The sequence below is a fragment of the Agrobacterium sp. lyk4-40-TYG-31 genome (genome assembly GCF_030209855.1).
In the GTDB taxonomy this organism is placed as follows: Bacteria; Pseudomonadota; Alphaproteobacteria; order Rhizobiales; family Rhizobiaceae; genus Agrobacterium; species Agrobacterium vaccinii.
The window spans coordinates 1-25948 of record NZ_JARVRE010000023.1 but is presented as its reverse complement, the minus strand read 5'-3'; the positions used below and the strand labels follow the sequence as shown (position 1 = coordinate 25948).

Annotated in this window: 21 protein-coding genes and 3 pseudogenes; 5 read left to right on the top strand and 19 right to left on the bottom strand. The window is 54.5% G+C overall.

Annotated features, from left to right (window positions below; genetic code table 11):
- Positions 1-203, top strand: a 203-nt coding sequence (locus QRN55_RS24180; RefSeq protein ID WP_284778567.1) for a dTDP-4-dehydrorhamnose 3,5-epimerase family protein, incomplete at its 5' end; no start/stop codon positions are given.
- Between the two features lie 183 nt (positions 204-386).
- On the opposite strand, the gene QRN55_RS24175 is transcribed toward QRN55_RS24180, so the two are convergent.
- The 8 genes from QRN55_RS24175 to QRN55_RS24140 all read right to left on the bottom strand — a co-directional run bounded on the left by QRN55_RS24175 (position 387) and on the right by QRN55_RS24140 (position 8764).
- Positions 387-2084: a hypothetical protein gene (locus QRN55_RS24175; RefSeq protein WP_233136720.1), complete on the bottom strand. Its 1698-nt coding sequence runs from the start codon at positions 2082-2084 to the stop codon at positions 387-389.
- Positions 2085-2178: 94 nt separating this feature from the next.
- The gene (locus tag QRN55_RS24170; RefSeq protein WP_284778566.1) at positions 2179-2739 is read right to left on the bottom strand and encodes a hypothetical protein; all 561 of its coding nucleotides are present in this window, start codon (positions 2737-2739) and stop codon (positions 2179-2181) included.
- A 220-nt stretch (positions 2740-2959) separates the two neighbouring features.
- Positions 2960-4924, bottom strand: a complete 1965-nt coding sequence (locus QRN55_RS24165; protein ID WP_233136722.1) for an NAD-dependent epimerase/dehydratase family protein — start codon at positions 4922-4924, stop codon at positions 2960-2962.
- Entirely contained in the window at positions 4924-5853 is a 930-nt protein-coding gene (locus QRN55_RS24160) for a transketolase family protein (protein WP_233136723.1), read from the bottom strand. Before QRN55_RS24160 ends, QRN55_RS24165 begins: the two co-directional genes overlap by 1 nt.
- On the bottom strand, positions 5850-6647 hold the full coding sequence (locus QRN55_RS24155; protein ID WP_233136724.1) for a transketolase: 798 nt from the start codon (positions 6645-6647) through the stop codon (positions 5850-5852). Before QRN55_RS24155 ends, QRN55_RS24160 begins: the two co-directional genes overlap by 4 nt.
- Before the next feature lie 263 nt (positions 6648-6910).
- A complete protein-coding gene (locus QRN55_RS24150) occupies positions 6911-7624 on the bottom strand; it encodes a class I SAM-dependent methyltransferase (protein WP_233136725.1) in 714 nt (237 codons plus the stop codon).
- Entirely contained in the window at positions 7621-8385 is a 765-nt protein-coding gene (locus QRN55_RS24145) for a class I SAM-dependent methyltransferase (protein ID WP_277880499.1), read from the bottom strand. The genes QRN55_RS24150 and QRN55_RS24145 overlap by 4 nt, the downstream gene beginning before the upstream one ends.
- A 10-nt stretch (positions 8386-8395) precedes the next feature.
- Positions 8396-8764 (bottom strand): GtrA family protein, encoded by a 369-nt coding sequence (locus QRN55_RS24140; protein WP_233136727.1) that lies wholly within the window; start codon positions 8762-8764, stop codon positions 8396-8398.
- An 80-nt stretch (positions 8765-8844) separates the two neighbouring features.
- Between QRN55_RS24140 and QRN55_RS24135 the strand changes: the two genes are divergently transcribed.
- Both QRN55_RS24135 and QRN55_RS24130 read left to right on the top strand, forming a co-directional pair.
- The gene (locus tag QRN55_RS24135; protein WP_233136728.1) at positions 8845-9282 is read left to right on the top strand and encodes a recombinase family protein; all 438 of its coding nucleotides are present in this window, start codon (positions 8845-8847) and stop codon (positions 9280-9282) included.
- A 79-nt stretch (positions 9283-9361) separates the two neighbouring features.
- Complete coding sequence (locus QRN55_RS24130; RefSeq protein WP_284778564.1) at positions 9362-11218, top strand: recombinase family protein; 1857 nt, start codon at positions 9362-9364, stop codon at positions 11216-11218.
- On the opposite strand, the pseudogene QRN55_RS24125 reads toward QRN55_RS24130, so the two are convergent.
- The 6 genes and pseudogenes from QRN55_RS24125 to QRN55_RS24100 form a co-directional block, all read right to left on the bottom strand.
- A pseudogene (locus QRN55_RS24125) lies at positions 11215-12107 on the bottom strand (DMT family transporter). The gene QRN55_RS24130 and the pseudogene QRN55_RS24125 overlap by 4 nt on opposite strands.
- 648 nt (positions 12108-12755) lie before the next feature.
- A complete protein-coding gene (locus QRN55_RS24120) occupies positions 12756-13139 on the bottom strand; it encodes a hypothetical protein (RefSeq protein WP_233136730.1) in 384 nt (127 codons plus the stop codon).
- A 60-nt stretch (positions 13140-13199) separates the two neighbouring features.
- On the bottom strand, positions 13200-13874 hold the full coding sequence (locus QRN55_RS24115; RefSeq protein ID WP_233136731.1) for a helix-turn-helix domain-containing protein: 675 nt from the start codon (positions 13872-13874) through the stop codon (positions 13200-13202).
- Positions 13864-14802: a nucleotidyltransferase and HEPN domain-containing protein gene (locus QRN55_RS24110; protein ID WP_233136732.1), complete on the bottom strand. Its 939-nt coding sequence runs from the start codon at positions 14800-14802 to the stop codon at positions 13864-13866. Before QRN55_RS24110 ends, QRN55_RS24115 begins: the two co-directional genes overlap by 11 nt.
- A 208-nt stretch (positions 14803-15010) precedes the next feature.
- Positions 15011-15589, bottom strand: coding sequence for a cytochrome b (locus tag QRN55_RS24105; protein ID WP_233136733.1), 579 nt, complete (start codon positions 15587-15589; stop codon positions 15011-15013).
- A 252-nt stretch (positions 15590-15841) separates the two neighbouring features.
- The gene (locus QRN55_RS24100; protein WP_233136734.1) at positions 15842-16207 is read right to left on the bottom strand and encodes a mobilization protein; all 366 of its coding nucleotides are present in this window, start codon (positions 16205-16207) and stop codon (positions 15842-15844) included.
- 211 nt (positions 16208-16418) lie between these two features.
- Between QRN55_RS24100 and traA the strand changes: the two genes are divergently transcribed.
- Complete coding sequence (gene traA, locus QRN55_RS24095; protein ID WP_233137760.1) at positions 16419-19775, top strand: Ti-type conjugative transfer relaxase TraA; 3357 nt, start codon at positions 16419-16421, stop codon at positions 19773-19775.
- A 117-nt stretch (positions 19776-19892) separates the two neighbouring features.
- On the opposite strand, the pseudogene QRN55_RS24090 reads toward traA, so the two are convergent.
- The 4 genes and pseudogenes from QRN55_RS24090 to QRN55_RS24545 form a co-directional block, all read right to left on the bottom strand.
- A pseudogene (locus tag QRN55_RS24090) lies at positions 19893-20813 on the bottom strand (IS3 family transposase); the annotation flags it as partial.
- A pseudogene (locus QRN55_RS24085) lies at positions 20800-21195 on the bottom strand (transposase); the annotation flags it as partial. The pseudogenes QRN55_RS24090 and QRN55_RS24085, both read right to left, overlap by 14 nt.
- Positions 21196-21293: 98 nt before the next feature.
- The gene (locus QRN55_RS24480; protein WP_431355709.1) at positions 21294-21968 is read right to left on the bottom strand and encodes a ZinT family metal-binding protein; all 675 of its coding nucleotides are present in this window, start codon (positions 21966-21968) and stop codon (positions 21294-21296) included.
- A 1200-nt stretch (positions 21969-23168) separates the two neighbouring features.
- Complete coding sequence (locus QRN55_RS24545) at positions 23169-23564, bottom strand: metal ABC transporter solute-binding protein, Zn/Mn family (RefSeq protein WP_431355682.1); 396 nt, start codon at positions 23562-23564, stop codon at positions 23169-23171.
- A gap of 354 nt (positions 23565-23918) precedes the next feature.
- Here QRN55_RS24545 and QRN55_RS24065 point away from each other — a divergent pair, with 354 nt between their 5' ends.
- Positions 23919-25061 (top strand): GGDEF domain-containing protein, encoded by a 1143-nt coding sequence (locus tag QRN55_RS24065; protein WP_112500256.1) that lies wholly within the window; start codon positions 23919-23921, stop codon positions 25059-25061.
- A 638-nt stretch (positions 25062-25699) separates the two neighbouring features.
- On the opposite strand, the gene QRN55_RS24060 is transcribed toward QRN55_RS24065, so the two are convergent.
- The gene (locus tag QRN55_RS24060; RefSeq protein WP_502871373.1) at positions 25700-25882 is read right to left on the bottom strand and encodes a DUF6894 family protein; all 183 of its coding nucleotides are present in this window, start codon (positions 25880-25882) and stop codon (positions 25700-25702) included.
- Positions 25883-25948: the final 66 nt, after the last annotated feature.

Sequence of the window (25948 nt, the reverse complement as noted above, 5' to 3'; positions counted from 1 at the left end):
GTTTTGCCCACGGCTTCCTCGTCACATCGGAAACAGCCCAGTTTCTCTATAAGACGACCGATTTCTATTCGCCTGAAAACGAGCGTGCCGTTATGTGGAACGACCCTACGCTCAATATTGCGTGGCCTTTAACGGCGCCGCCGATCCTCTCAAAGAAGGACACCGCTGCCCATACCTTTGATACTGCGGAACTGTTCGGATAGATGAGTTTGGCGCAGAGTTATAATGAGTTCTGAGCACATCGCGCGATCGCCCACAAGGTGTCCATCTCGCTTATGAACGGCTCATCGGAATCCCCGCCGGAATGAGCTTAACCCCGTAAGATTCGAGCGCGCACTTACAGAAAATAGGGCGCACGTCAAATCTATGCAATCTCGTTGTAACACTCAATTGATGCTCTCAGGCTTCCTACGATATACCGTGAAAGTGCTCGGCGGCCACTGTTTGCTGGATATCTGTTCATACCAGTCCGCGAAGCGAGGACCTAACGGGTTAAGAGGTCGATAGCCGACATCTTCTTGTATAATGACCAAGCTCGGACGGTTCTGCTGTTTCGCAAAGAAATCATGATTTATAGCCAATCCCGTTGAATTCATAAGAGGAGGAACGGCGAGCATTTGCGGGCGCAATGGGGTGGCGAGAATAAGCCCGTAATTCCAACCTACGAAGGCTATACTTCGATCGTCACCTGCGAGAGGCGCAACATCATTTTGGACCCAGGTAAGAGCTTCAGCTTGGAATTGCGTACCGCGCAGACCCGCAAACGCTCCTCCCGAAATTTTTGATGCCAGCATTGGTGCGTTCGGAGGACTACCGTAGTAATAAAACAGCGAAGTGTTAAGTAGGGCGATGATGACCACAGCTTGAGCAGCGACGGCTGACTTGATCATGGGTTTATTCTTTGGACTCAAGCCCGCCAAGGAGGCGACAGCGGCAATGGCAGCGCCCACTGGAAAATTGAGAATGCTGTGATACGCACTCGCCATTGTCGTCAGTCCCGCGGCCATTCCTGTTAGCCAAATAAGACCAAGAACCCGATCTGTCGGCAAAAAGCAGGCCCTTCGCATGCGCGTGACCAAACCGATGCCGGTTAGTGAAACGACAGTAACGACGTCGTGGGAACGACAGAAAAGTGCCACATGTCCTTTGAAAAGAATGACGACCAGTATAGCGATGCCCACTGATGTCAGGTGCACGCCGAGGTGTTGGCGGAAGACTCCCAAGACAATGGATAAGGTACAGGCGATAGTAAAGGTCCGATGTGATGCCAGCAATCCGAAGGAGTAGTCAATCTTACGTGACCAGCCATCGACATCATTGATTGCCGCGAGATAGGCGACGCTATCCAGAAGTCTTTCGAAGGAAAGCGCGTTGATTACGGCAACCCAAGCACTTGCTTGGACCACGATGAGGACAGCAACGTAATAGAATGCAAACTTTTTCAACCCTTCCATAACGCCCAAGATCGCAACGCATGCTGCGAGTGTGAGGCCTAACGAAGGATAGGCCGTTACGGAAATTGCCCACCCGACCGCAGACACCACCGCCCACGAGCGGTATAGACGTTTGTCTGACAGTGCTATTCCTAGGGCAGACAAAGCGACGATAAGGCCTTGCAGACCGATCGTATTATAAGAAACGGCCGGAAGACCAAACGGAATGAAGCTCAACGCCACCGCTGCGCAACACCAGGCGCTAACCGGTTTACAAATGCGAACGAGCAGCCGCAGCAAAACTAGCGCCGCCGTTGTTGAAGCGACGAGATACATGACTCGCATCCATAGGATCATTCCGTCAGGGGTCTTCTCGATACCCAGTATCCGCAGGATCGCGTAGGGGAGGAGCTGTGCGGTTTGGTGAATCGTCGTTAAAGTACTGCTGCCAATGCCCCCTTTCAGCCAGTCGTCTATGAAGATGGCATAGTAGGCTTCGTCCGAAAAATCGATCCCTAATGGCAAACGCCAGATTAGCAAAGCCAGAACTGCAAGGAAGATCAGGCCGCCTACAAAATGTTTGGAGAAACGGAACGAGAAAAGAGAGGTGTGTTCTCGACAGTAAATTTTGCGGTCGACGATGAGAAACATGGCATCCTTCGGACAATAGACACTACCCGGTTTCGCTTAATATTTAAGGAATAACCGGAAATAAGTTGACCTACCACACGCTGGTGGACTGTGACTAAGAACGCCGCTGATCATCTCTTGCTAAAATGAAATGCGGTATATCTCCCAAAGCTCTTCTGCTCACCTCGCAGATAGATGGCGTCGAAGTCAGCAACCCACTCAGAAGGATATACGCGCTCCAATGGTGCCATGCTACGAGAGAAACACTCGTATGGCTAAGAATTCCAGATGAGAAACTCAAGTAGCCTGCGAGTATGATAGCAATCGCTGCAGCAAGATACTTTCCGGCGACAGGCCTTATCCGTAAGAACCGTTTGACGCCAATTTCAACAAGAAATAGCCCGGCAATGAAAATGAGCGCGGACACTGCTAAGCTCTCGGCGAACTTCCGGTCGTCCACAGTCTTCCACCAGAGCAACGTGTAGCTCAGAGCCACACCTAGGCCGATCCCAATCGTTTTGCTGGGGAGGCCAAATACCCGATCACCTGATAGGACTGACAGGCTTTGAAACAGTGTACTTAGCTTACTTCTAAAGCTTAATACAACAAAAGGCCAAAACACAATAATGGCAGCTACGAACAGATAAATCAGCACAGTACTTTTATTATTTGCCATCTAAAACCGCTGCCCATCATAATTCCATAAAAGAGTATGCTACTAGCCTTGAGCATCATGGCACAAAGCGCCGCTTCGACCGTCCGCCAGAATACTACAGCGCTTATAAAACCTAAGCGTGCAGTTGGCACCATCAGTGATAAAGGTGTCAGATATTGTTTATCACCTGCGCCTCTTGATTGAATCTCAAAGCATCTTTGCGCGGGTTCTGCTCAGCGCCTCACACAATCGTCCCGTCAGATTGAAGTTGTGTGGTTTTTCCGTTTCTTATGAGTGCTGATCTTATCAGTCGAGGCCTATCTTTAACCTCGGTCATGATCTTGGCCACGTATTCGCCGACTAGACCTATCGCCAGGAGATTGAGGGAGCCAAAGAAGAGGACGCTGATCAGCAGAGTTGTAATCCCTCGAGGGGCGATATCCGGAAACAGGGCCCGCGCCAGAACCACGAGGATGACGGCTAATATCGACAAAGCGAACAAAACCACACCGGTTGCTGTTAGCATCGACATCGGGACGTTGCTGAATGAAAAGATTCCCTTCTTCGCCCAATCGATGTTCTTCAGCAGATTGTTCGTCGAGCGGCCAAACTGGCGTTCCGGACGAATGTAATCAACACCCGTCTGGCGAAATCCTACATATGCGCGAAGCCCTCGCATAAAAAGGTCGCGTTCTGGAGATCGCAATAGCCATCCCACAACACGCTGGTCAATGAGAGAAAAGTCACCAGCATCGAGGGGGATCTTTACGTAGCTAAAGGCCGCGAATACTCTATAGAACGCCTTGTACAACAAACCCCAGATCCAAGGCATCTCGCGCTGTACACGCCGTCCATAGACAACGTCATGCCCTTGCTCCCATTTCGAATAAAAGTCCTCGATTAATTCCGGTGGGTCTTGCAGATCGCCGTCAAGGAGAACGACTGCCTGCTTAGTCGATAGTTCCATGCCGCTACGAAATGCCATCTGCGATCCGAAATTGCGGGAATGGGAAATGCCCAATACATTCTTGTCCTGCGCAGAAATCTTCAAAATCACATCAGCGGTTTCGTCGGGACTACAGTCGTTAACAAATATAATTTCATAATCGATTTTCAGCCGTCGGAACACATCTGTCAGACGGCGATACATAATCGGGATTGCTTCTGCATCCTTATAGCATGCGATGATTGCGGTAACGCTCCTGCGCCTGTTCAAGGTCGCGCGTTTAGTGGTGTTGGACATCTCCTCCTCGGGTAGCGTGGCAATCCACTCAGCTATTTTTATAAGTCCGCTTTCGAGAGAGGTTTTCGCTTTCCATCCCAGCATTTGATCTGCCTTCTCGGAGTTTGAGTACCAGTCCTGAAGATCCCATGCACGCGCTTCCATACTGTTATAAACAGGTGTCGCAGTGACGCCGAAAGTTGTACGAGCAGTCTCAACGAGTTGGCCGATGGTGGTCTTTATACCTGATCCTATATTCAGACTCTCACCAAAAATAGATGGGTTCATCTTGGCCGCGGCAAGAATGAACGCATGGCACACGTCATCGATAAAAATGAAGTCCCGTGATATTTCCGGATCAACCAGTGGCGGCAGTCGTTTTGACAGCATCTCCTTTACGAGGTTGGGCATCAGCCGAGACGTGTCCTCCAACGGACCGTAGACCGAATAAAGCCGAAGATTAACGCAGGGAAACTGGTGATGCTTGCCCATGTAGCTCAGATAATCGCTGGCAGCCACTTTAGATACAGCGTAGTCGCTGTTCGGCTTGCAAGCGTCCGTTTCACGGGGTGCGGCGGAATTGATTCCATATTCCGACGAGCTTCCTGCGTGAACAAATGCGGCGAGAGGGCGACTTGCCAACATCCCCACCAGACGCGTAGTGGCGAGAAAATTTGTTTCATAAATCAGACTTGCATTCTTCTCGAACGAATAGGCTCCGTATGCGACGCAGTCGAATACCGTTTGTGGCTGCACACCATCGAGAAGGTTCTTGACGGCATTTTCGTCATTGAGATCAGCAGCAAGGATCTGGTGGTCCCGGACATCTTGCAGGCGCCAATTCTTTTCTCTCTGGACAACCGCAAACACGTCGCTGCGTTGGCGGGCAATCATTTGAAACAAGTTCGCCCCCACGAAGCCTGACGCACCCGTTACGAGGATTGGACCGCGAAGAGCGCGGATAAAAGCTTCAATGTCGGTCATTATGAATGTTGCCTGGATAAATTATAGTGGCTAATTGTTTGCATCAGGGAAGCAGGGTCCAAACCAGACTCGCCTCGCAAATATCGTTGCGACCCATATTTTGAAAAGTGATGAGCACGCGCATAGAGGTGCCGCATCCTGATATTCCCGTGATCGCTACCTAGGAGGTAGAGCGCGAAGTCCGACCCAAAGCTGCCTTGGCGCACATGCTCTTCAGCAATATAGACCACGCCGCAGGCTTCAATCGCATCTAGGAGTTCTTTTGAGGGGGGATTTTCAGCCAGCGGCAATTCAGCCACTGCCCATAAAACTGGCCTTCGCGCCTTCTCAATACTGTTGCAGGCTTCGATGTAGGTGCCAGCAAGCGGCCCTACCGCAATCACCACTGGCCCAAATCCTTCTGTCAGCTTGCGCCATGGAGCGTATGCAGGCACGCTCCAACCCTTGGGCGGTTCGCCGCGACCAAGCCGTAGATAGCTGAGTCCTGGCTTGTCAGCCATCTTAGCTATGACAGCCGGGACATCTTCATCGAAAACTGGAACGAAGGCGCGGGTATTTGGCAACGTCAAAAGGACGCCGTAGTCCTCGATGGAGTGATGGGTCGGCCCCATAACGCCATAAGCATAACCTCCCCCATTACCGACAATTTTCACAGGCAAGTTGTGAAATGCAACGTCGTTTCGCAATTGCTCGAACGCCCTCGCATAGCAGAAAGGTGCAATGCTGTATGCCCAGACATCAAGCCCCTGCCGCGAGAGCCCAGCGGCAACGGACACCATGTTCTGCTCGGCTATACCTGCATTGATAAAACGTTCCTTCATCGCTTCGCGTAATGGTTCCAGAGCCATATAACCAAGATCGCCGGTTAGGAACACGAGATTCGGGTCATCTAACCGAGCTACAAGAGCATCGCAAAACTGGTTTCTCATAGCGTGGACAAATCCTGGATGGCCTTGAGGTGTAAGGCTTCATTAAGCGGCAAATAATGCCAGCCTACTTGATTTTCCATGAAGGACACGCCCTTTCCCTTAACTGTTTCCATGACGATAACGTGTGGACGGTCGGTTTTACGAGCGAGGGCACTTCGGATTTCAACAGGGTCATGACCTGAAACAACATCGATCTGGGCATTGAACCCGGCGATCCGTGCCTGAAGTGACTGCATGGACGCAACGCCTTCGGTTGTGCCAAATCCTTGCAACCCGTTTTGATCCACCAGTATCTTCAGATTTGCGAGCTTCTGGTGGCAGGCGAATATGAATGCTTCCCATGTCGAGCCCTCCTGCCACTCACCGTCCGACGTCAAGCAGAATACAGTTCCATTATTCGCCTTGAGACGAAAGGCTAGAGCTGTTCCGGCTGCAAGCGAGAGGCCATGGCCCAGACTTCCTGTTGCAAAGTCGATTTTCGGTAGTCCGCTTGCGGGTGGGTGCCCCGCCAGAAGGGTCGCATCCCTATGGAAGGTGGCGAGATCTTGATCGGTCAAAAGTCCTAGGCTCCAGAGCACGATATATAGAGCGCCAGCAGAGTGGCCCTTTGAAAGAATAAATCGGTCACTCGGCTGCATGAATTCGTGGAACGTTATCATCATAGAATCAATCGCGGAGAGATTGCCGCCAATGTGGCCGACACCGCTTTCATAGTGCATTTTAAGGAGGCGCAGTCGTGCGCGTCTGAAATCAGAATCGGTGAGTCGGTTGTTCGCTATACCCGGAGTTTCCACGTTACATTCCCTAGCTCAACGGTGCCGATGGTAGAAGCCTTCTACCCCAATACAACCAGTCATCTCTTTCTCAATAGGCTAGAGTTAGCCGCCACACAATAGCCGCAATCACTTTGCTTGAGCTTTGTTCCGGTGCACTCGCGGCTGTTTGATCGATTGGCTCGCTTACTCTGTGAATTGCCGCGTATGTCTCCAACCGAAAGGTGCCCGACTGTTCTTAATCCTAGCGAAAGTCGTGTCCGGCCATGTCTCCTGGACGTGACCTATACCCCAGCAGTCAGGAAATGAGACTGCGCAAGCCATCTGGTCAACGCCGTGGCTTCCAACGCGGGTTCGACAACAAGGGTGGGTTTTACCAGAGAGTGAGGTATTCCCGGCAGGAGGAAATCTCTAGTAACGATGCTTATATCCCGCCAGCCAGACGCCTGAACCCTTTGTCTCAGACGGGCGGCGCTGAACGCCATTTCGTCCGGCTCAAGACATGCCCATTTGCGGCCGATCCTAGTTCCGAAGATAAAGGCACAATAAGGATTCATGAGATTTGGCTCGATAAATGCCATGCAGCCACCGTCTTGCGTCATCGAACGCATCGTGCCCAAAACAGATTCGAGCTCTACAACGAGATGATGTAATATTCCGTTGCCATATATCATATCAAACTTGCCGAGAACGAGCGGGTTTTCCCCCAAGAGATCGAGTTTTTCAAAGCGGAGATTCGGAGCCTTATGCGTGGCCTTAGCATGGGCAAGGAAGCTATCGCTGATGTCGACGCCGACGACTTCTGCAGTTATATGTTGAGCGACGTATGCAGCGGCCTCGCCGGTGCCGCAACCAATTTCGAGTATTCGCTTCGCCTTGACACGCTCGGCTTGCGCGACAAACCAAGCATTGCGTCGATTTGCTCTAATAAGAGTTGAACCGACAGGAGTGAAGACTTGGTTGAATCCGTTCTCGTCTTGCAGCTTGAACTGTGTCATTTCGGCCCCTTGTGCGCTACAACGCCGTAGCCGAGAGGATCGTTCTTAGAACCCGCACCGATACATAGAGATAGGTGCGCCGACAACAGCGCAAAAATGGCGCAAGGCGCAATCAATATTGACAGAGGTCCCGTCCACAGTAGGTCCTTCAACCTTTTTGGCTTTGCCAGTCGTACGCACAGCACGATTAGCTTGTTGGCGATTACGGCGATATCGTTGCCGCGCTCCAGAATCTCACAATTATCGAACGCGGAGAACATCGCAGCTAGTCGAAATCGAGTAAATCTATGAAAATCGTAGGGCGCATGGTGTACGCGCGCTGCGAAAGGAACCGTAATGAGTAGCGTACCGCCGGGACGCATTACTCTGTACATTTCCGCGATCAACGCTACAGGATCGACCGCATGCTCAAGGACCTCAGTGCACAGCAGCGTCTCGAAGTAAGAATCTGGAAACGGAATGGTCTTTCCATCGAATGCAACGATTTCTGTGTTGTTGCCCATGCCGAAGGAACTTGCCTGAGGAACGTCCAGCCCCGTGTACTGTACTTGGCGCCCAATGAGCGAACGGAACGGCATCTCGCCGCATCCGACGTCGAGCACAGGTCCTACGACACGATTCAATCGCGGCGTTAGAAAACGGGTACATGTCAAGAGCTGAAGATCTACGAGAAGACGCAAGCCATATACTAGCTGAGCGAACGTCCCATGCCCCCGTCGAACAGGAATAGGCTTGAACTCCTCCGTCGCGTCAACACCCATCCAATCCCCTCTAAGTTGTGCGAAACACAAACAATCGAAGCCCCAGGTAACATATAATCGCGAGCAAAGGCAACAACAGCGCCTGTCCAATTAGTGGATCAATTCCGAACGTCTCAAGTGTCCGCAGAGCGCTGTAGTTAGAGATCGCGAATCCAGTATAAAAGACGAGAAATCTGGGTAAATTCCGACGCGATAAATCTTTGAAAACCAGTCCGCCATAGGTGACAAAATTGAACATCAAGGCCGCGATCATCGATACAACAAGCGCAATCCACAATGGCATGGAAAGCAGAATGCATACCGTGTAACTGGCATACCCAAAAGTCGTATTCATCAGCCCCACGGCTAAGAAACGTGCCACGCGTAACAACTCAACCATCTGCCGCTCTCATGCGAACACCTACTAATTTTGCTCGGATTGAAGATACTCCGATCAGAGGCAGTCGCAATCGCTCGCAGATGCCTGATGACCTTTATGAGGTAGAACACCTGGTTCCCCTTGCATACGGATATTGCTACAGCGGCGCATATAACAACGATCAGCAGCACATTTTCGGTTTTCAGACATCTGAACCAGGGACCGCAGAAATCGTCCAGCGAATTTTCCAGATGTACGCCGATGGAATGTCGCCGGCAAAAATTGCGACAATCCTCGAATCGGAAGGTATCCCCGGCCCTTGTGACCGCAAATGGAGTGGCGCCACCATCCGCGGCGACCGCGCTCGTCGCACCGGCATCCTCAACGACGAGATCTATATCGGTCGTTCGTGGGTACCTGGCCGGAACTTCGTTTCTGCGTACGCACTGCGCATCATCACGGATGAGCTCTGGAGGCGCGTCAAGCTGCGCCAGAGTTTTGCGGCTAGGGGCCCTGTAGGATCTCCATCTCGGCCATAGTGCAGCTTCGAAAGATGCAGACTGGCCGGCCACACCGGCCAGTCTGCACAATCACAGTATTGAAGATGGAATTCAGCACATGACCAAGAACGTTCTATTCTACGCCCGCTACTCCACCGACCGCCAGAATGAGGTTTCGATCGAGACCCAGACGGAACTCGGCAAGAAGTTTGTTGCCGATAGGGACTGGAAGCTGGTCGCGACGTACTCCGACTCCGCGATCAGCGGGACGACATTCACCTCTCGCCCTGGCATCCAGCAGCTCTTGGCGCATGTGAAGCGCGAACGTATCGATGTCGTGCTCTGCGTCAATGTCGATCGTCTGTCCCGCGATGTCGAGCACACCTCGAAGATCCTGAAGGATTTGAACTACCACGACTGCGCCATCTGGACTGTCGAGGCCGGCCGGGCGGTCACAGATATGGAGTTGCACATGCGCTCCACGATGAGCCATGAGCTCGTCGAGCAGGGTCGGACACGCACCCGAGAAGGTATGAAGACAGCAGTACGCAAGGGGAAGGCAACCACTTGCCTCTCCTACGGCTACAAGCTATCCCAGCATCGCGATGCGAATGGTGACCGCATCAAGGGGCTGAGGGAGATCGATCCGGTCAAGGCCGAGATCGTGCGGGGGATCTTCAAAGACTATGTCGATGGCGTCTCACCGGCAGCCATCGCACAGAAGCTGAATGACTTGCAGATCCCGGGCGCACGTACCAAATACTGGCGCGACACTACCATCCGGGGCAGTGTCACTGACGGGACCGGAATCCTAAACAACTCCCTCTATGTCGGGAAAGTCGTCTGGAACAAACAGAAGTTCCGCAAGGACCCGACGACAGAACGGCGAACATCTCGTGCGAACGACAGGGACGAATGGGAGTTCATGGACAAACCTGAGCTGCGCATTGTTTCGGATGAGCTGTGGGAACGGGCGAAGCAACGCCAAGCCGAAAGCCGGGAAGAGTTCGACCGGCACTCGACAAACCGTCTCAACGCGACGCACCGTCCGGAATATCTTCTCAGCCGGATGCTCCAATGTGCCGAGTGCGGCGGCCCCTACGCAATCAGCGGAAAGGATCGCTATAGCTGCACCAACCGCAAGAAGCGTCTACCGATCGACGAACTCGGCGGCGAATGCTGTAGCAACAGCAAAACCATCACACGCCATGAACTCGAAGAGCGCGTCCTCAATTGCATTCCGGTCGCATTCTACTCCATCGATATCTTTGACCGGATTTCGCACAAGATGATCGCCCATGAGGTGACCAAGCTGAAGAGCGTCCCCTCCCGCAAAGATCAGATTGCGACAGAGCTTGCAAAAATCAAATCGACGCAGGCGGGTCTGATGCAACAAATCCAGGACCGGCATGCCGAAGGCCGACCGCGCCTTGCCATCCTCGACGACCAACTGGATGGACTGGAAGTGACGCGTGAGCAACTGGCCTTAGAGCTTGCCGCTACCGAAGCGCCGAAGGAGGATTTTCAGGAAAAAATTGCGAAGCTGAAGCAGCAGTTCAATCCTGATAATGTCGAGGTTGCCATCCGCAAGCTGATGTTCCTAGCCCGTAACAATGCCGACGAAGACGCCAAACAGCGCCTGATGCCGATCGTGCGCGATCTCATTCAGACCGTGGTGATCGGCAAGACACCGGGCCACCAGCCGGCGAGCCTGCAGGTCCATGGCGACATCGCCAGTATCATGGCATCCATGGAGGTTCTCGATCTGATGGAGCAGCAGTTCCTTGCCGCAGCAGGCAACGATCTGATGGCGCGAATTGCGTCTGGCGAGATCGACACGGAGGCCAAACGCAAAAAGCTCCTCGACCAGTATGGTGAGGAGCTTAAAAGCAAATATTTGGAATGGTCGAATTTACAAGTTTCAGTGGTTGCGGGGGCCTGCTTCGACACAGGATGGTTTGAAAGAACGGATTAACCCACCCGCTCCTTCGCGATCCTCACATTTCGGCGCTCCCAGCTGACAAGCACGAGACTTGCTGCCGCGATGAGGACAGCGCCGATGAAGACGTTGATTGCCGGTACTTCCGTCCAGATGGCGTAGCCGTAGATGAAGGCCCAGATCAGGCCAGTGTATTCCACTGGCGCCAGCGACGATGCGGGCGCGTGTCTGAAGCCTTCATAGAGAAGATATTGCCCGATTGTTGAGACTAGCCCGACCGCAATCATGAGGAGCCAGCCTTGCGCATCCGGGTTTTTCCAGAGCCAGGGCAAGGACAGTGCGCAGGCGATGCCGAACAGTGCGCTGGTGGCATACATCTGCGTCAGCGTCGTTTCGCTTCTGCTGACGAGACGAATGAGGATTGTGCTCCACGCCCAGCAGAAGCCTGCGATGATGCACAGTGTTGCGGGGAGCCAGTTAGGAGAATGGGCCGGATTGGCCGCCACGACGACACCGACGAAACCGATCGCGCAGGCTATCGAGCGGCCGGCACCGACCTTTTCCTTCAGAACGAAGATGGAGAGAACCCTCACCATGATGGGTGCGGAGAAATAGAGCGTGGTGAGTTCCGCCAGCCCGAGATATCGCGCGGAGCTGTAGAACAGCATCCATGCGGTGAGCATGAGGGCTGCGCGAATGATGACGGTGCCGCGGTATTTGCTCTTAAGGATGGACGGGTGGCGGTAGCGGCGTGCCAGGAGGCCGGTGATCAGGACGATGACTGCGCTTCGCACGAAGAGGATTTGCGGAACCTCGTAGCTTTCCACAAGCCATTTGACGAGGCATCCTGAAGAGCAAAACAGGAGTAGCCCATGGCCGCCAGCCCGATGCCGAAAAGCGGCCTTGCTTCCAATGATCCTGCCATGCGTTTCACCGCGATACTCTGATGGTTTTTCCTAACCGAGCCCAGCGACACGGTCCATCAAATACGTAAGCGTATTCGACGCGTTTGCCCCGTGGTCCGGTCACGGCAGCCAAGCTCCGGACCCAAGGGCAAAGCTTTGCTAGACATACGAACTGGATGAGCGGACACCCAATCCAGCCGCGTTGTGTCATGGCCTCGCTAAACGACGTGGTTTAAAGCCCTCGATCTTCGCACATCGAGGGTCTTGACGGTCAATTCACAGGCATCGCGCCCGTCGTGCCACACTTTGCAAATTTACCCTTTGTATCCTTGCACTGTACGGCCTTTTTCTTGACCGGCTCGCACTTTACAAATTTGCCTTTGGCGTCTCGGCACTGCCCAGCGCTAGCTGGCGCCGTGACAAAGGAGATCAAGGCAACGCAAACCAAAACCAATTTCCACATATCCGGTTCCTCCAGTCGGGATCGACAACGCTATTGATATACCGACCCAGGAAAAATGCCAGATGCGGCCCGCAACTGTGACATCCAAAAACGCAAGGCCGGCGCTATAGATCGGCGTTGATCAAGGGTCCGCACCAGATCATCTGAACTGGCTCTCAAACCAACACTCGTGGTCAATCGCGCTGCGTACACCCATTAAAAGGAGTTAGATCAGAAACCAGATCGCGGCCGCTGCGGTGATACAAAGAACCACGAAATGCTGCGCTGTTAGAGAGTATCCCGTCTTGCACGCGGGCATTCCAGGAACAGGCTCCCCAACTGGCGGATATTCTCGTGCGCTCACCGCTGGGGACGCGACATCGGTCGTTGTGTCTTCCGGAGGAGAGCTGGGGGCTGCGGCAGACGGCATTGCCGACACGGCGACAACACTTGTGGTTTCTTCGTCGGACTTGACCGTCACACGGATTTCGGAACCGGACCTGACTGCGTCAACGGCGTCGCGGGCCGCCGCAACCTCGTTATCGGCTTCAACAAGGGTGGTATAGGTGACGAGAAAAAAGGGCATCGCTTCCAGAACTATTTGAACCAAATTATCACCGAGAAAAAACAGTCGATCGTTCTGCCGGATTATAACTTTGCAAGGCCACGATCACTCAGCGCCAGATCGCGCAGCGAGCGGTTCAGCATCCGGCAGAACCCGATCCTCCTTTAGACCACCAAGAGACTGGATAAGATCGAGGACACGCTGGCGAATGCTGGCGTCATCAATTTCCAGGAACGCCTTGGCCAACGCCATGAACTCTTTCGAATCCAGCTCCAACGGACGAAGAGCTGGGATCAGCGACCCCTGATCCACCGATGTTTTCGGATCACCCTCGAAGAAGGAGATGGGAACACTCAAAAGCTCAGATCTGCGTTGCAATCGGCCGGCTTCCACACGGTTTATGCCCTTTTCGTATTTCCGAATCTGCTGCAACATGATCCCGAGACCGTCTTCAAGCGTGCATTGGGTCATTTCCAGCGACGACCGGCGCATCCGGAAGCGCGAGCCAGCATGAATGTCAATGGCGGTTGGTGACTTTGTCATGAGGGGCGAAACTCCAAACATTCGGCCGAACCCGTGTAACAAATCTGTTGAAGCTGCAACTGCGTAATCCGGAGAACCTCGGCGTTCTCTCACCTCTGCTGTAGCACGCGTGCCACTTTGCTGGACAGAGCAGACTTTAATGTCACCATCAATAAGAACACAGGCGAGCCGTTTGCGGGGGCAGCACCTGAATCTTTGACGATCATCAGCCAATTCATGCTTGCTGTTATGCTTCACCCGGCAGCACGTCCTGCTCCAGCATTGCGATGTGTTCGTCACAGACATTCTTTACCACCTCGAGAAGATGCGCCGTCCGCTTCCCAAGCCAGACAAGCGCCTCCTCGCTGATCTCGAAATGCTTCGAGTACCGGGCCTTCACATAGGCCTCGTTGATCGTGTTGAACCACGCCCGCTCCCGATGGTGGTCGCGTGGAAACGCTTCCACCAATCGAAGGTCCTGCTCCTCAGCCAACGAGCGCAGAAACTTGATGTTGTGCGATGCTGGTCCATAATTCATAAGCGTTAATAGGACACATGAGTAAGCCTGCTCGAGTGTTTGATGGAGCGCAAAAGCAGCATCCTTTCGCCACTTGATGTCAGTCTCCGAATTTTTCAGCTGAAACGCAGCAGTTTGCAGGGACCGCTGAGCGTTTGGGAGCCGTTCCTGGAAATGCTCCCACGCCACCCGCAGCCGTGCCTCTGCAGTCAGTGGCTTCGGCTCAGCCAATGGCTCGTCATCCAGCTCGTAAAGAACAATGCCTTCCTTGCGGATATCCGAGAAGAAGTAATGCCCTTCCTTCAGCTGTATGTTCACCTCACGACGCGAGTGAACGATAAACTGTGCCGGCGTTTCGATAAAGCTGTCGCGGATGAGACGATCGGCTGCTTTGTACCAGTATTCAGCAAAGTCTGTCAGCTTGCGATTGTTGACGATGACCAGCAGATCGAAGTCCGAGCGATAACCCTTCATCGTATGCGGTTCGTCGACAAAGGTGCCACGCGCATAGGACCCGAACAGGATGATTTTGAGGATGCGTCCGCGCTTCTTGAAGTCCGATGTTCCCTCGCCAAGCGCATCCTCGAATTCCTCGTGCAGGATTTCGAGCGCACGGGCAATTTCACGTTGCTTGCGGGGCGGGATATGATCGAGGGAAGACTTCATCATGGTAGCAGGTTCTTGTTCGCTGGCGGTATCGACGTCGACTCTCTTAAAGGTGGTCTGGAAAACCTGACACAGTTCAACCGAAACAACAACTGCAGGAAATCCCCCTAGGTCTTTGACACGCTTCACACAAAAGCTCTCAGCGGAGTTGGCATGCCTTCGTCTGCGGCGCTGCTTTCAGTTCTGATTTGGCTGCCTTGCCCTTCCTTGCTTACTCATCAATCGTGGCTCTGCCGGGCCTTCCCGTCATACGTCCAAGTGTTTCGTCATTCAGCGCGAAGCGGTGAACGAGCGCCATGGTGACGTGGCCTGCGATCAGAACCGACAGAACCCATGCCAACAGACTGTGAAAAAGATCGGCCGGTGCGATCATCCATGAAACCTCCGCCCCGCTCGCCGGGATCCACAGCTCCCACCCCTTGCCGCTGCCATAGGCCCGCAACAGCGCCAAGGCCGGAATGATGAACATCAGGAGGTAGAAGCTGACGTGCACAACAGCGGCCATACGAGCGGTAACGGTGGTCGATTGAACCGGGCGACGGTTGCGATTGACGGTCCACCAGGTAGCGCGAATGACGACAAGCACGATCACCAGAAGGCCGACGGTGCCATGGCCAGGTCCAAGCGACGTGACCGTCCTGACCCACTCCGTATCGCCAAATACACGCCACGTCAGAATGACGAGAAACTGCCAGATCAAAAGAATGGCCATCGTCCAATGCAAGGTTCGGCTGATGAGACCATACTGCCCCGGCGTATCCAGCCACATACGAGAATTCCTGTTTGTCATTGCCTGCCTCTAGCTGTGGTTGACGCAGAGCGCAACGGTGGGATCCGACGATCGCCCTTGGTCTGATCCTTGTGCTGCGCTTCGCTCATCCAATAGCGCCAGACGCACGCCTGTCCTGCCGCTCACTACGGCGCTATGGGGAGCGCGTTCCCGTCAGGACAGGCTCATCCCGCAATCCCTTGTGACCGTCCAGTCATTCGTTATCGACCCTAACACCAGGCTGAGAAGCAGGCGTTATGACATCGAACACCGTCATGGTTCATTATCCTCGATGACATCAGCCTGTCTGCTCCTGGCTTGCGGATATTCACTGCTCTGTTGCGCATTGTCGTCTGCCGCACCGTGGCCTTGACCCATCCGGCATTCATCGATCAGGTCGGCAAACAAGGCCCGATCAGCATCGCGACGGAGAAACGCCGGCAGCTGTATTGCAAGCCAATGCTTCAGGTCACACTGAACGCCGGTATCACCATCCTGCGCCAGGCGCTCCAACACAAACGATCCGAGCAATATCTTGCGCCGGGTATCGTGCGCGCGCTCCTGCCTGTCCAGTCGCGATTGCAAACTGCGCTTGCGCTCTTCGAGCTCTTTGATGCGTTGCGCGATCGGCTTTCTCATAGCGGTGTGCTCCTTTAGCGATTTGGCCTCGGAGCTATTCGAACTCCATTCTCTCAGGGCCCGCAACCTGCAGATCTGCACGTCGCCCGCACGGCCTGCCGGTGCTAGCGATGGCCTCATGAATGCAACAAGGGCGCACTTACGAGTTCGGGGGGCGAATTGCAGCATTCCCACTCACCCGGTTTCCACCAATGGGAAAGGACAGATGCCGGTGGCGATTTACCATCTGAGCAGCAAGCCAGTCTCCAGATCAGGCGGCAGAAGTGCCGTGGCGGCCATTGCCTATCGCACCGCAAGTCTGCTGGTAAATGAACGCGATGGTCTTGTGCATGATTTTACCGCAAAGCAAGGTGTCGACCACTGCGAGATTGTTTTGCCAGAGGACGTCGAGGCGGCCTGGGCGCTTGATCGCTCGACGCTTTGGAACGCAGCTGAAGCTGCCGAGAAACGCTGCGATGCCCGTGTTGCCCGCGAGTTCGAGATCGCCCTTCCGCATGAGCTGAACAACGATGATCGTTTGTCGCTGACGCGTGCCTTTGCTCAGGATCTCGCCAACCGCTTTGGCACAGCCGTCGACTTTGCGATCCATGTGCCGCAGGGCAAAAGCGATACCCACAATATCCATGCCCATGTGATGATGACCACGCGGGTGGTGACGTCGGATGGCCTTGGCGACAAGACGCTGATCGAGCGCGAGAACAAATGGCTTACCGCCCATGATCTACCAACGTCGCACAGCCAGATCCGCGATATCCGCCAGATGTTTGCAGAGCATGCCAACCGCCATCTCCTGCGCGCTGGTCTTGATGTGCGTGTCGATGATCGCTCGCATCTGACGCGCGGCCTGTCGATCGAACCAACCGAACATATGGGGGTGCATGCCAGCCAGATGATGCGGCGCGGGCTGGATGTCTCGAGAACCCGGCTGGAGGAGAATGCGGCACGGAGAAACGCCGAGCTGATCCGGCGCAAACCGGACGAGGTGCTGCGCCTCATCACCGACGAAAAGAGCGTGTTCACCCGTCACGATGTCGCTCGCACGCTGCATCGCTATATCAACGACAATGGCAGCTTCCAACGCGCGCTTGCCGCCGTCATGGCGTCACCACAACTGGTCGAGTTGCAGCCTGAACGACACGACGACGTGGCGCGCTATTCGACCCGCGAAATGATCGGGATCGAGCATTCCATGGCCGCCAGTGCACTGCGCATGGCAGACAGACACAGCCATGGTGTCAGACCTGAAAACGTTGATCATGCGCTTGGTCGTCAGGACGCGCTTCTGCCCGCTTCTGGTCTCAGCCACGAGCAGCGATCTGCTGTCCATCACATCACAGCTGCGCAGCAGATCGCCGCGGTCATCGGCTTTGCCGGGGCTGGCAAATCCACCATGCTGGCCGCGGCACGCGACGCCTGGGAGGCACAGGGTTTTACGGTTCATGGGGCAGCGCTTGCCGGAAAGGCAGCGGAAGGATTGACGCAATCATCCGGTATCGCCGCACGCACCCTGGCGTCATGGGAATATGGCTGGCAACGAGGCAAAGGCGAACTCCAACGCGGCGATATCTTCGTCATCGATGAGGCGGGCATGGTCGGCAGTCGCCAGCTCGCCCGGATCGTGTCGCAGGTCGAAAAGCGAGGTGCCAAGCTCGTTCTGGTTGGTGATCACGAGCAGCTTCAGGCGATTGGTGCCGGCTCGCCTTTCCGCGCCATTGCCGAGCGCATCGGCTCGGTCGAGCTTTCTGAAATCCGACGACAGACACACGACTGGCAGCGCCACGCGTCGGTCGCGTTTGCCACCCACCGCACCGTTGATGGACTGGCGGCTTACGCTGAACAGGGCAGCGTTCGTTTTGCCGATGACCGCGATCGGGCGCGCGAACAACTCGTGGCTGACTATCTCGCTGATCGCCTCGACAATCCCAATGCCTCACGCATTGCCCTGGCCCATCGTCGCGTCGATGTGCAAGCCATCAACGCCGGCATCAGACAGGCTTTGCAGGCCAAAGGGCTGCTGGCGAAGGGCAGTGGTTTGGGCATCGGGGACGATGAAGCGTCGACCGTTAAAGTCGGGACGGGACTTGCTGACAATGGAGATCGTGAGATCGTCTATCAAACTGTCAACGGCAAGCGCTCCTTTGCGCCCGGCGACCGCATCCTTCTTCTGGAAAACAACCGTGATCTCGCTGTCAAAAACGGCATGCTGGGAACCGTGGAGGTCGTCGAGCCGAACGCAATACATCTGCGGCTCGACGGAGCTGCCAGCGGGCAAAACAATGCCCGTGTTCTCCCTCTACCCGTAAAAGATTACCAGAGTTTTGATCATGGCTATGCGACCACCATTCACAAGGCCCAAGGCGCCACCGTCGACCGTAGCTTCGTCATGGCATCGTCGACCATGGATCGACACCTGACCTATGTGGCCATGACGCGTCATCGCCATCAGGCAACCCTTTATGCCGGTCGCGATGACCTCGGCGACACCAAAGACATGGTTGCCAGACTAAGCCGGTCCGGTGCCAAGGAAACGACGCTCGATTACACACAGGTCTTTGCCGAGAGGCGTGGGCTGACATCAAAGTTGCACGACACGGACGAGATAAAACGTGACGTCCGGAACACGATCGCGCATGACGTCCAGCACCCAGCCGGGCAACCGGTGGGCCAGGAGCAGGATCGGCCACACGATCGCAGGCAGGCTGACGAGGAGCCAGTCGACGATCTGGTCGGTCCCGCCCTCAACGCCGTCGATGCCGCACACGGTCTTGAACACGTTCAAGACGATCGGGATGCCCGGCTCGTTACCTCAGCAGACATCCCCGCCCCGCTCATTCCCGCCGTTCGTTTCTACGATCGTACTGTCGAAGACATCGCCCGTGAAAAAGCAAAGCCGTCTCTGGAGCACGACATGCAGGCCGTCCGCTCCGTCGGTCGAGAGGTTTACCTCGATCCTGAACAGGCAGCAGCCAGGCTCAGTGCCGCCATTGTTGAAACCGGCATTGACGGGCACGTCCTGGCCAGATCTCTCATCGAGACCCCCGAGCAGTTCGGACCCCTGCGCGGTAAAGTCGGGCTTCTCGGCGAAAGCAAAGAGCGCAGGCTTGCCCGCCATTATGCACAGGCCCTTGGCAACCACGTCCTATCCGCTGCCAAAACCTGGCAGCGTCGTCTTGAAGCCGAGCGCAAGTCAGAAACATGGAAACGTGAGCGCCAGGATATCGTCGAAGTCCCCGGCCTTACAAAACGCAGCCAAGTCCTTCTGCAGCAGTTTGACAGCCTGGCCCTTGAAAACAGGCCGACATTCCTCGCCCAACTCTCCGCGACGCCTGAAGGCAAGCAGGCCATCACCGAGGCACAGACAATCGCAAGTACCCTCGAGCAGCGCTTTGGCAGCGCCGATATGCGCACCCTGAAACCGGAGGCGCTACGGCTGGCTCCAGAGACGGCCAACACACTCGATCAGATCAAGGATGTGGCCCGCATCGTCGAGCGGGTCCAGCGGGCAGAGCTCACCCAAAAGCATCAGCTTAAACAGGCTTTGACGGAAAGTCTGGGCCTGAAACTGTAAGGTCAGCGGACCGGACGGTTGATACAGTCGAGAGCTGTTGCAAGCAAGAAGGCTGCCCGTGTTGGTTTCCATGCGGAACTGAGCCGGTTGGGGGTGCGGATAAAAAGTTGGACTGTTTTATGGGTTAAGACCAAGGCTCTTACGATATTCGACCGGGCTGAGTGATCCCAGCGATATCTTTATACGCTTCTCATTGTACCAGCGGATATAGGCATCCACTTCTCTAACGAACTGGTCGATCGTGATGGCCTTCCAGTCTCGGGGATAGAAGAGTTCCGTTTTCAATCGACCGAAGAAGCCCTCGCAAGCAGCGTTATCTTGTGAGCAGCCCTTTCGGGACATTGAACGAACGAGTTTCGCGTCGCTGATCCGTGTCAGCCAGCCGGGCCAACGGTAATGGGCTCCGCGATCGGAATGGACTATTGGTCGTTCCGCGCTATCTGTCACGGTCTCGATAGCGGCATCCAGCATAGTATTGACCAGCCCCGCGTCTGGCGGCGTTCCAATCTACCAACTGATGACCATGCCATCCAAGCAGTCGATGATCGGCGAAAGATATACCTTCCCAGCCGGGATTTGAAACTCGGTAATGTCTGTCAGCCACTTCACATTCGGCGCTTTTGCATGGAAGTTGCGATTGATCAGGTTCTCGGGTGCTGGACTTATTTCTCCCAGGTATGATCCGAAACGCCGTCGGCGCGGTCTGGGTACGACCAAGCACTCCTGCTTCATCAATCGCTGGACAACCTTTTCCGAGATGATCACACTTTTCCTGGCCAGTGACGCCTGCAGCCTGCGATAGCCGTAGCAACGACGGTTCGCTTCAAAGATTTCCGCAAGGCTGTGGCGGACGGCGGCATACTTGTCTGCCAGACACATGCGCGTGCGATGGTAAAAGTAGGAGCTTCGGGCAATTTGTAGCTGAGCGAGCAGTTCCGGCAAGCGGCAAACTTCCTTTAGGGCGTCAACCAGCTGTGTCTTCTCCCGATTACTCAGGATCAGCAGATCGACGCCCAGGCCTTTCCTAAGAAACACGTTCTTCAATTGCTATGGGTTCGATCTGATATCCAAGTGACTGAGCACGCCGCTTAAGATTTGCAAGAACTCTGTCGCGATGGCGTTCATCGTATGCTGCGGCTCCGGGATCACAATAAGTCATGCCGAAGCGCAGGGCATTGTAAAATAGAACGGCAATCTTGCGCGCCGTCGCTGTGACAGCTTTCTGTTTGCCAACTCTTCCCGACAACCGTCGATAAAAAGCACCGAGCGCTGTATCACTTCGACCAATCGTTGTAGCTGCTAGGCGCAAAAGTGCCGCCGATCGGCTCGAGGACCGGCGTGTTCGCGAGGATAGCAGCTTTCCGCCTGATATCTTGTTGCCTGGCGCAAGACAGAGCCATGAGGTGAAGTGCTTGGCAGTAGCTATAGTCATCCCATTCAACCGAGCGCACTGGCCTTTTCACACGGTGTAGCATCCGGCGTGTCGCTGCCGGATGCTGTGTTGCGTAACTTGATCGATCAATGCGCCTTCATTTCACTGACAATTTCTTCTGGCTTTAATGCCGACGGGTAGTACGTCGGCCAGTTAGTGACTTCCTTTAGCAGAGCTGCGCGGTCGTCACCCCAATAGAGATGGTAATGATCAGCCTTGTTCGGAGCGATTCCATGATCGCTGAACTGGATAAACTGCGGAGCGCTGGCATCGCCTTCGGTCTTCTTAAAGATGAAACGGACGCCGCGATTGGCCTTCTTGTAGGTCAGGATTTCCTTTCCGTCATAGGCATAAGCGCCCTTTGACGGCTGACCAGTCTTAAAGAATGTGACGACGTCACCGTTGATCGTGATGCGGCCCACATCTGTCTTGTATCCAACTTCGTACTCGGCGCGGATCTCTTCTATGCTCGAAGAGCCCTTTTCTGCCTTTTGCTTCCATACTGGATCAAGTGTGCCGTCCTTGAGGTAAGGATAGACCGACTGCCAATCGCCAGCGTAGTCAGTTAATGGGCGATCCTTGACCTGGCTGTCTTCAAAGTAACCAGCGTATACATTGGGATCGCCGTGGCTGTGAGCGTGACCGTGAGCTTCTCCATTAGCGTGCTCATGGATCTTGCCGCTGCCACCAGCGACCGCAATATTGTATGGCTTGCCTTCCACCTCGATTGTCCCGACTTCCTTCAGTTCCGCCTTGGAGATGCGACGCACCAACCCGGCATTGGGATCTGTCATGACGATGTCATCGCCAGCCATAGCGATACGCGGGCGCGGATCGTTCCAGTGGCCATCCATGGAATAAGGCTCGGTCACCTTGGCGCTTTTGGAAATCTTGCCGTCAAGCACATCGATCTGATGTATAGTCCCGTCCTCCGTCAGGAGGTAGCCAAAGCGAGCGTTGGCCGGATCGAGTGCAAAGTCGATACGGCGAAACGGCAATTCGATGTACCGGAAGTGCGGTTGATCCGCGGGGTCAACGACGACGACACCCTTTGCGCCATAGTTGCCGAGAAACACCTGCATGCTCTTGGCGCCCAGAAGGGTGCCGGTGGTCTGGTCCTTTGGCAAATCGGCAGGATAGGGTAGCATCTTAGCCACTGGGCCATTAGCGCTTGCGGTGACCGTCAAGATGCCTTCCTTGCATCCTGCAGCAAGGAAAGCACCCGAGAAAGCTTCGCCGTGAATGCCTGTGCAGGTCGCAACATCACCTGCGGGAGTGCCGTCTTCCTTCACCGCACGCAAGCCTACACGCGTTGGAGCCGTATCACGCTCGACCGGAGCATCGGACGCCACCGTCGTTACCCAGCCCTTTCCGACCGGCGCCGCAAAACCGTGGTGAGCACGGGCCTGCTTTAGCCGTGTCGATTTAATCTCGCCATCGGTTAGTTTGTGCGCATCAACGATCTCGTTGTAGCCGCCTTTGTCGAAGTTGATGACGATCTTACCGTGATGGTCGATGACGTGGAACGGGCGTGGGCCGGTCAGGTCTTTTTCAACAGCCGACGGATCGGTAATCTCAATGTCGGAATGATCACCATGCGAGTGAAGGGAAATGCCGCTATTGATGAAGTTGACGACATCATTGTCAGATTGAACTGCGACGAGGCTAGCGCCTTCATTTACGCTGTAGAGCTTGTTCTGGCCGAGCGTGTCGAACGTCCAGCGCTTTTCGGGCTTGTTCAGATCGAACGCCGTGACTTTCGGATCGTTATGGTCGCCTACGAACACGCGAAAGAACGTTACGCTTTCCTCATTGTCCTGAGCAAGAGCAGTTGACGCTAGCACGCTTGCTGATAGGGCCAGCGCAGATACGCTTAGGATTAAATTTCTCACTCATCTCTCCTTTTAATGATATTACATAACGCAAGCGTTATGCATCTCTCCGTCTGATCAGACGGTGTCTCAGCCGCGATTGTCCGCAGATGTCAGGGTTTGGAAGTTGTAGAGCATCATCTGAATATAGGTCGGCGCGGGGCCATTGGCAGGCGAAAGGGCGTCCGAATACAAGGTGCCACCGAGCTTTAGTCCCGCTTCTAAAGCGATCTGCTCGACAAGGCGTGCGTCCGAGATATATTCTGCAAAGACAGCAGCTTCGCGCATTTCGCTGATCAAGCAGGTACTACTCAAAGCGCCCAGCAAGCCTGTGATGACCTTCATGAGGGTCGATTTCCCTGACCCATTGCCGCCAACGACAGCCTTAAGTTTTCCTTTACGCACAGCTCCGTTCATATGATGCTCGGCAAGCACGTGGTCGTAACCCAAAGTCAGATTGTCAAAGGTCAGGCACGCTTCAGTCACGACGACGCTACAACTCCACTAGCAGTATGCCATTGAACGACATGTAATGCTATAACATTAAGATGCGGATTCTGCGCGCACAAGCCCTGTCGTTGCTAAATGCAGCGGAATCTTGTAAATGAGTTGCAACTCTTTTGAATTTCGTCTTGGCGTTGCTCTCACCACGCTCTCTATCTCACTGACGGGCAAGCCATCTTAGCAACACGGCATTGGGTGTTCTTGACTGAGAAATTTATCGACGGGAAAGCATGAAACGCAGTGGTTATTACAAAATTTCCATTTAGCCCCTATGGACAGGCGGTAACGCTTCGGCCTCCCGAATGACGTGATGGACGGCAGATGTAGGGTTCGTTGATGAACGGCGTGTTGTTTTTCCTGACTGTGAATTGGGTCGTCGCGTTATGCTTTAGCGCGCTGTTTGCAGTCGTTTCGACCCGCTCCCGGTCACGCACGGCGGCGCTCTGGCTAGCTGCAGGCTTCGGAATCGCTTCACTTTCAGCTGTCTTTGAACTGTTGGTCGCGTACACGAGCTTCTTGAAGATCTCTGCGCTGGGAGCATTCACGTCGGTGGTTGCCGGGATGGCGCTGCTTCGTGTGGGAGTGGGCGAACTCTATGGACGACCGCTCGACAAGCGGGTCGGGATCGTGTTCGTTGTCGTGACCACAATCGGGAGCCACCTGATATACGATTTGCCGCGAAGCTCCGCGTTGCATGCTGTTTTATATCAGACACCCTTCGCCCTCGCAGTCCTCTCGAGCGCGCGTGCGGTCCTGTTGTCGCGCAGGCGACTTGTAGTCGACAGATTTCTTGGTGCCCTGATGTTTGTCACAGGTTTGCACTTCATCGCAAAAGCGGGGCTGACTGTGCTGGTCGGTAGTGGTACGACGGCGAAAGATTACATCCACACCGATTATGCTCTGATATCGCAGAGTGCCACCGCGGTCCTGATGGTGGCGGTGGGGCTATCGCTTCTTGCTGTCCTTGTGCTGGAAATCATGGCGGATCATCAAAGCGAGTCTGAAAAGGACGCGCTGTCGGAACTTGCCAACCGCCGCGGTTTTGATCGGCGTGTCGGGTCCCTACTAAAGGAGTCAAAGGCAGGCCCGCATGCCGTTATCATCTGTGACCTCGATCATTTTAAGAGTATCAATGACACCTACGGCCACCATATCGGCGACTTGGTAATTCAGTCGTTCGGAGAACTTCTTCGTAACTACGCGCCCGCAACTTCAGCAACAGGCCGGATAGGCGGCGAGGAATTCGCAGTCTTCTTACCTAGCACGCCTTTGGACACTGCGCTGTCCCTCGCTCAGACGCTACGCAAGGCGACTACAACCATCGAGGGTCTCCCGCTGAGACCAACCGCGAGCTTCGGTGTCGCTTCGCTCTCCGCGGCTTCCGATCTGCAAGATGCATACCGGCGGGCAGACAAGGCACTATATGAAGCAAAAAACTCAGGGCGGGATCGGGTGAAACTGGCGATGAGCCACGCCTAGATCAGTGTAGGACTATCGACTTGCTACTCTCCGTAGCATCAATCGGCAAATGAGTCTCTGCCGTCCATAATGGAAATATGGATAAGCAAAATTGACGGCCGCCTTCCTTGCAATTTGGCATCATATCCGAACGGTCTGAAACTACGCTTTAGAGGGAGCCCAACCTTCGACATGCTATTTTTGATGTTAAGCTTGGGAAAACCAATCTGAAGATCCGCGGACCGCATGAGTCTTGCGTTCGCGAGTGCTGAGGAGCTCGCGCTACGAAGTTCTGACAACGTAGCCCTGCATAGAGAATTGAATGCTCCGACCCGATAATCTAGAATCTGCAACGACCGCTCTAGTCTGCAGGATTTTACTGGGTGAACAAGAGTTTACTGCAGGGACGGAAACTATAGAAAATCCGGCTTTTTGATCGTATAGATTTGCAATCCCGGATGAAGATATCCCACGTCTCAGGCACCTGCTACGATCGTGTCTACGTACGGAGAAAATCCCGTTTATATTAAAAGCGGCATGCGAGATTCTGTTTCGCCATAATAGACTGTCAGACTCAGAAGTTCCTAAAATAGAGCAACCAAATCGCGCGACGCCAGCGGGGGCAATACGCATGTCTCTCCACGGAAATGGTCGGCACATCAGTTACCGATCGCCTCATAGGTGAACGTAAGCGATCCTACGGAAACAGCCCGTCCTTTCTCGTCTCTGACTTTCACAGTAACAATCCCTCGGTGGTCGTCATAAGGCATTTCGTCCTTGGCGATGTCCGCCATGATGCGTCCAACCTCACGCGGAAGCTCGTCTGGTGAAGATACGAGCATCCCTTGACCGTTGAACCGCACCGGGTTTGCCGGAGGCCATTTCGGTTAAGTTATGCGGCCATGGCT

Coding starts and splice junctions, on each gene's coding strand:
- QRN55_RS24145 (WP_277880499.1), bottom strand. CDS start 8,385: ATGGGTGTTGACGCGACGGAGGAGTTCAAGCCTATTCCTGTTCGACGG.
- QRN55_RS24170 (WP_284778566.1), bottom strand. CDS start 2,739: ATGGCAAATAATAAAAGTACTGTGCTGATTTATCTGTTCGTAGCTGCC.
- QRN55_RS24160 (WP_233136723.1), bottom strand. CDS start 5,853: ATGAGAAACCAGTTTTGCGATGCTCTTGTAGCTCGGTTAGATGACCCG.
- QRN55_RS24140 (WP_233136727.1), bottom strand. CDS start 8,764: ATGGTTGAGTTGTTACGCGTGGCACGTTTCTTAGCCGTGGGGCTGATG.
- QRN55_RS24135 (WP_233136728.1), top strand. CDS start 8,845: ATGCCTGATGACCTTTATGAGGTAGAACACCTGGTTCCCCTTGCATAC.
- QRN55_RS24060 (WP_502871373.1), bottom strand. CDS start 25,882: ATGCTCGTATCTTCACCAGACGAGCTTCCGCGTGAGGTTGGACGCATC.
- QRN55_RS24150 (WP_233136725.1), bottom strand. CDS start 7,624: ATGACACAGTTCAAGCTGCAAGACGAGAACGGATTCAACCAAGTCTTC.
- QRN55_RS24130 (WP_284778564.1), top strand. CDS start 9,362: ATGACCAAGAACGTTCTATTCTACGCCCGCTACTCCACCGACCGCCAG.
- QRN55_RS24100 (WP_233136734.1), bottom strand. CDS start 16,207: ATGAGAAAGCCGATCGCGCAACGCATCAAAGAGCTCGAAGAGCGCAAG.
- QRN55_RS24105 (WP_233136733.1), bottom strand. CDS start 15,589: ATGACAAACAGGAATTCTCGTATGTGGCTGGATACGCCGGGGCAGTAT.
- QRN55_RS24165 (WP_233136722.1), bottom strand. CDS start 4,924: ATGACCGACATTGAAGCTTTTATCCGCGCTCTTCGCGGTCCAATCCTC.
- QRN55_RS24175 (WP_233136720.1), bottom strand. CDS start 2,084: ATGTTTCTCATCGTCGACCGCAAAATTTACTGTCGAGAACACACCTCT.
- QRN55_RS24065 (WP_112500256.1), top strand. CDS start 23,919: ATGAACGGCGTGTTGTTTTTCCTGACTGTGAATTGGGTCGTCGCGTTA.
- QRN55_RS24110 (WP_233136732.1), bottom strand. CDS start 14,802: ATGATGAAGTCTTCCCTCGATCATATCCCGCCCCGCAAGCAACGTGAA.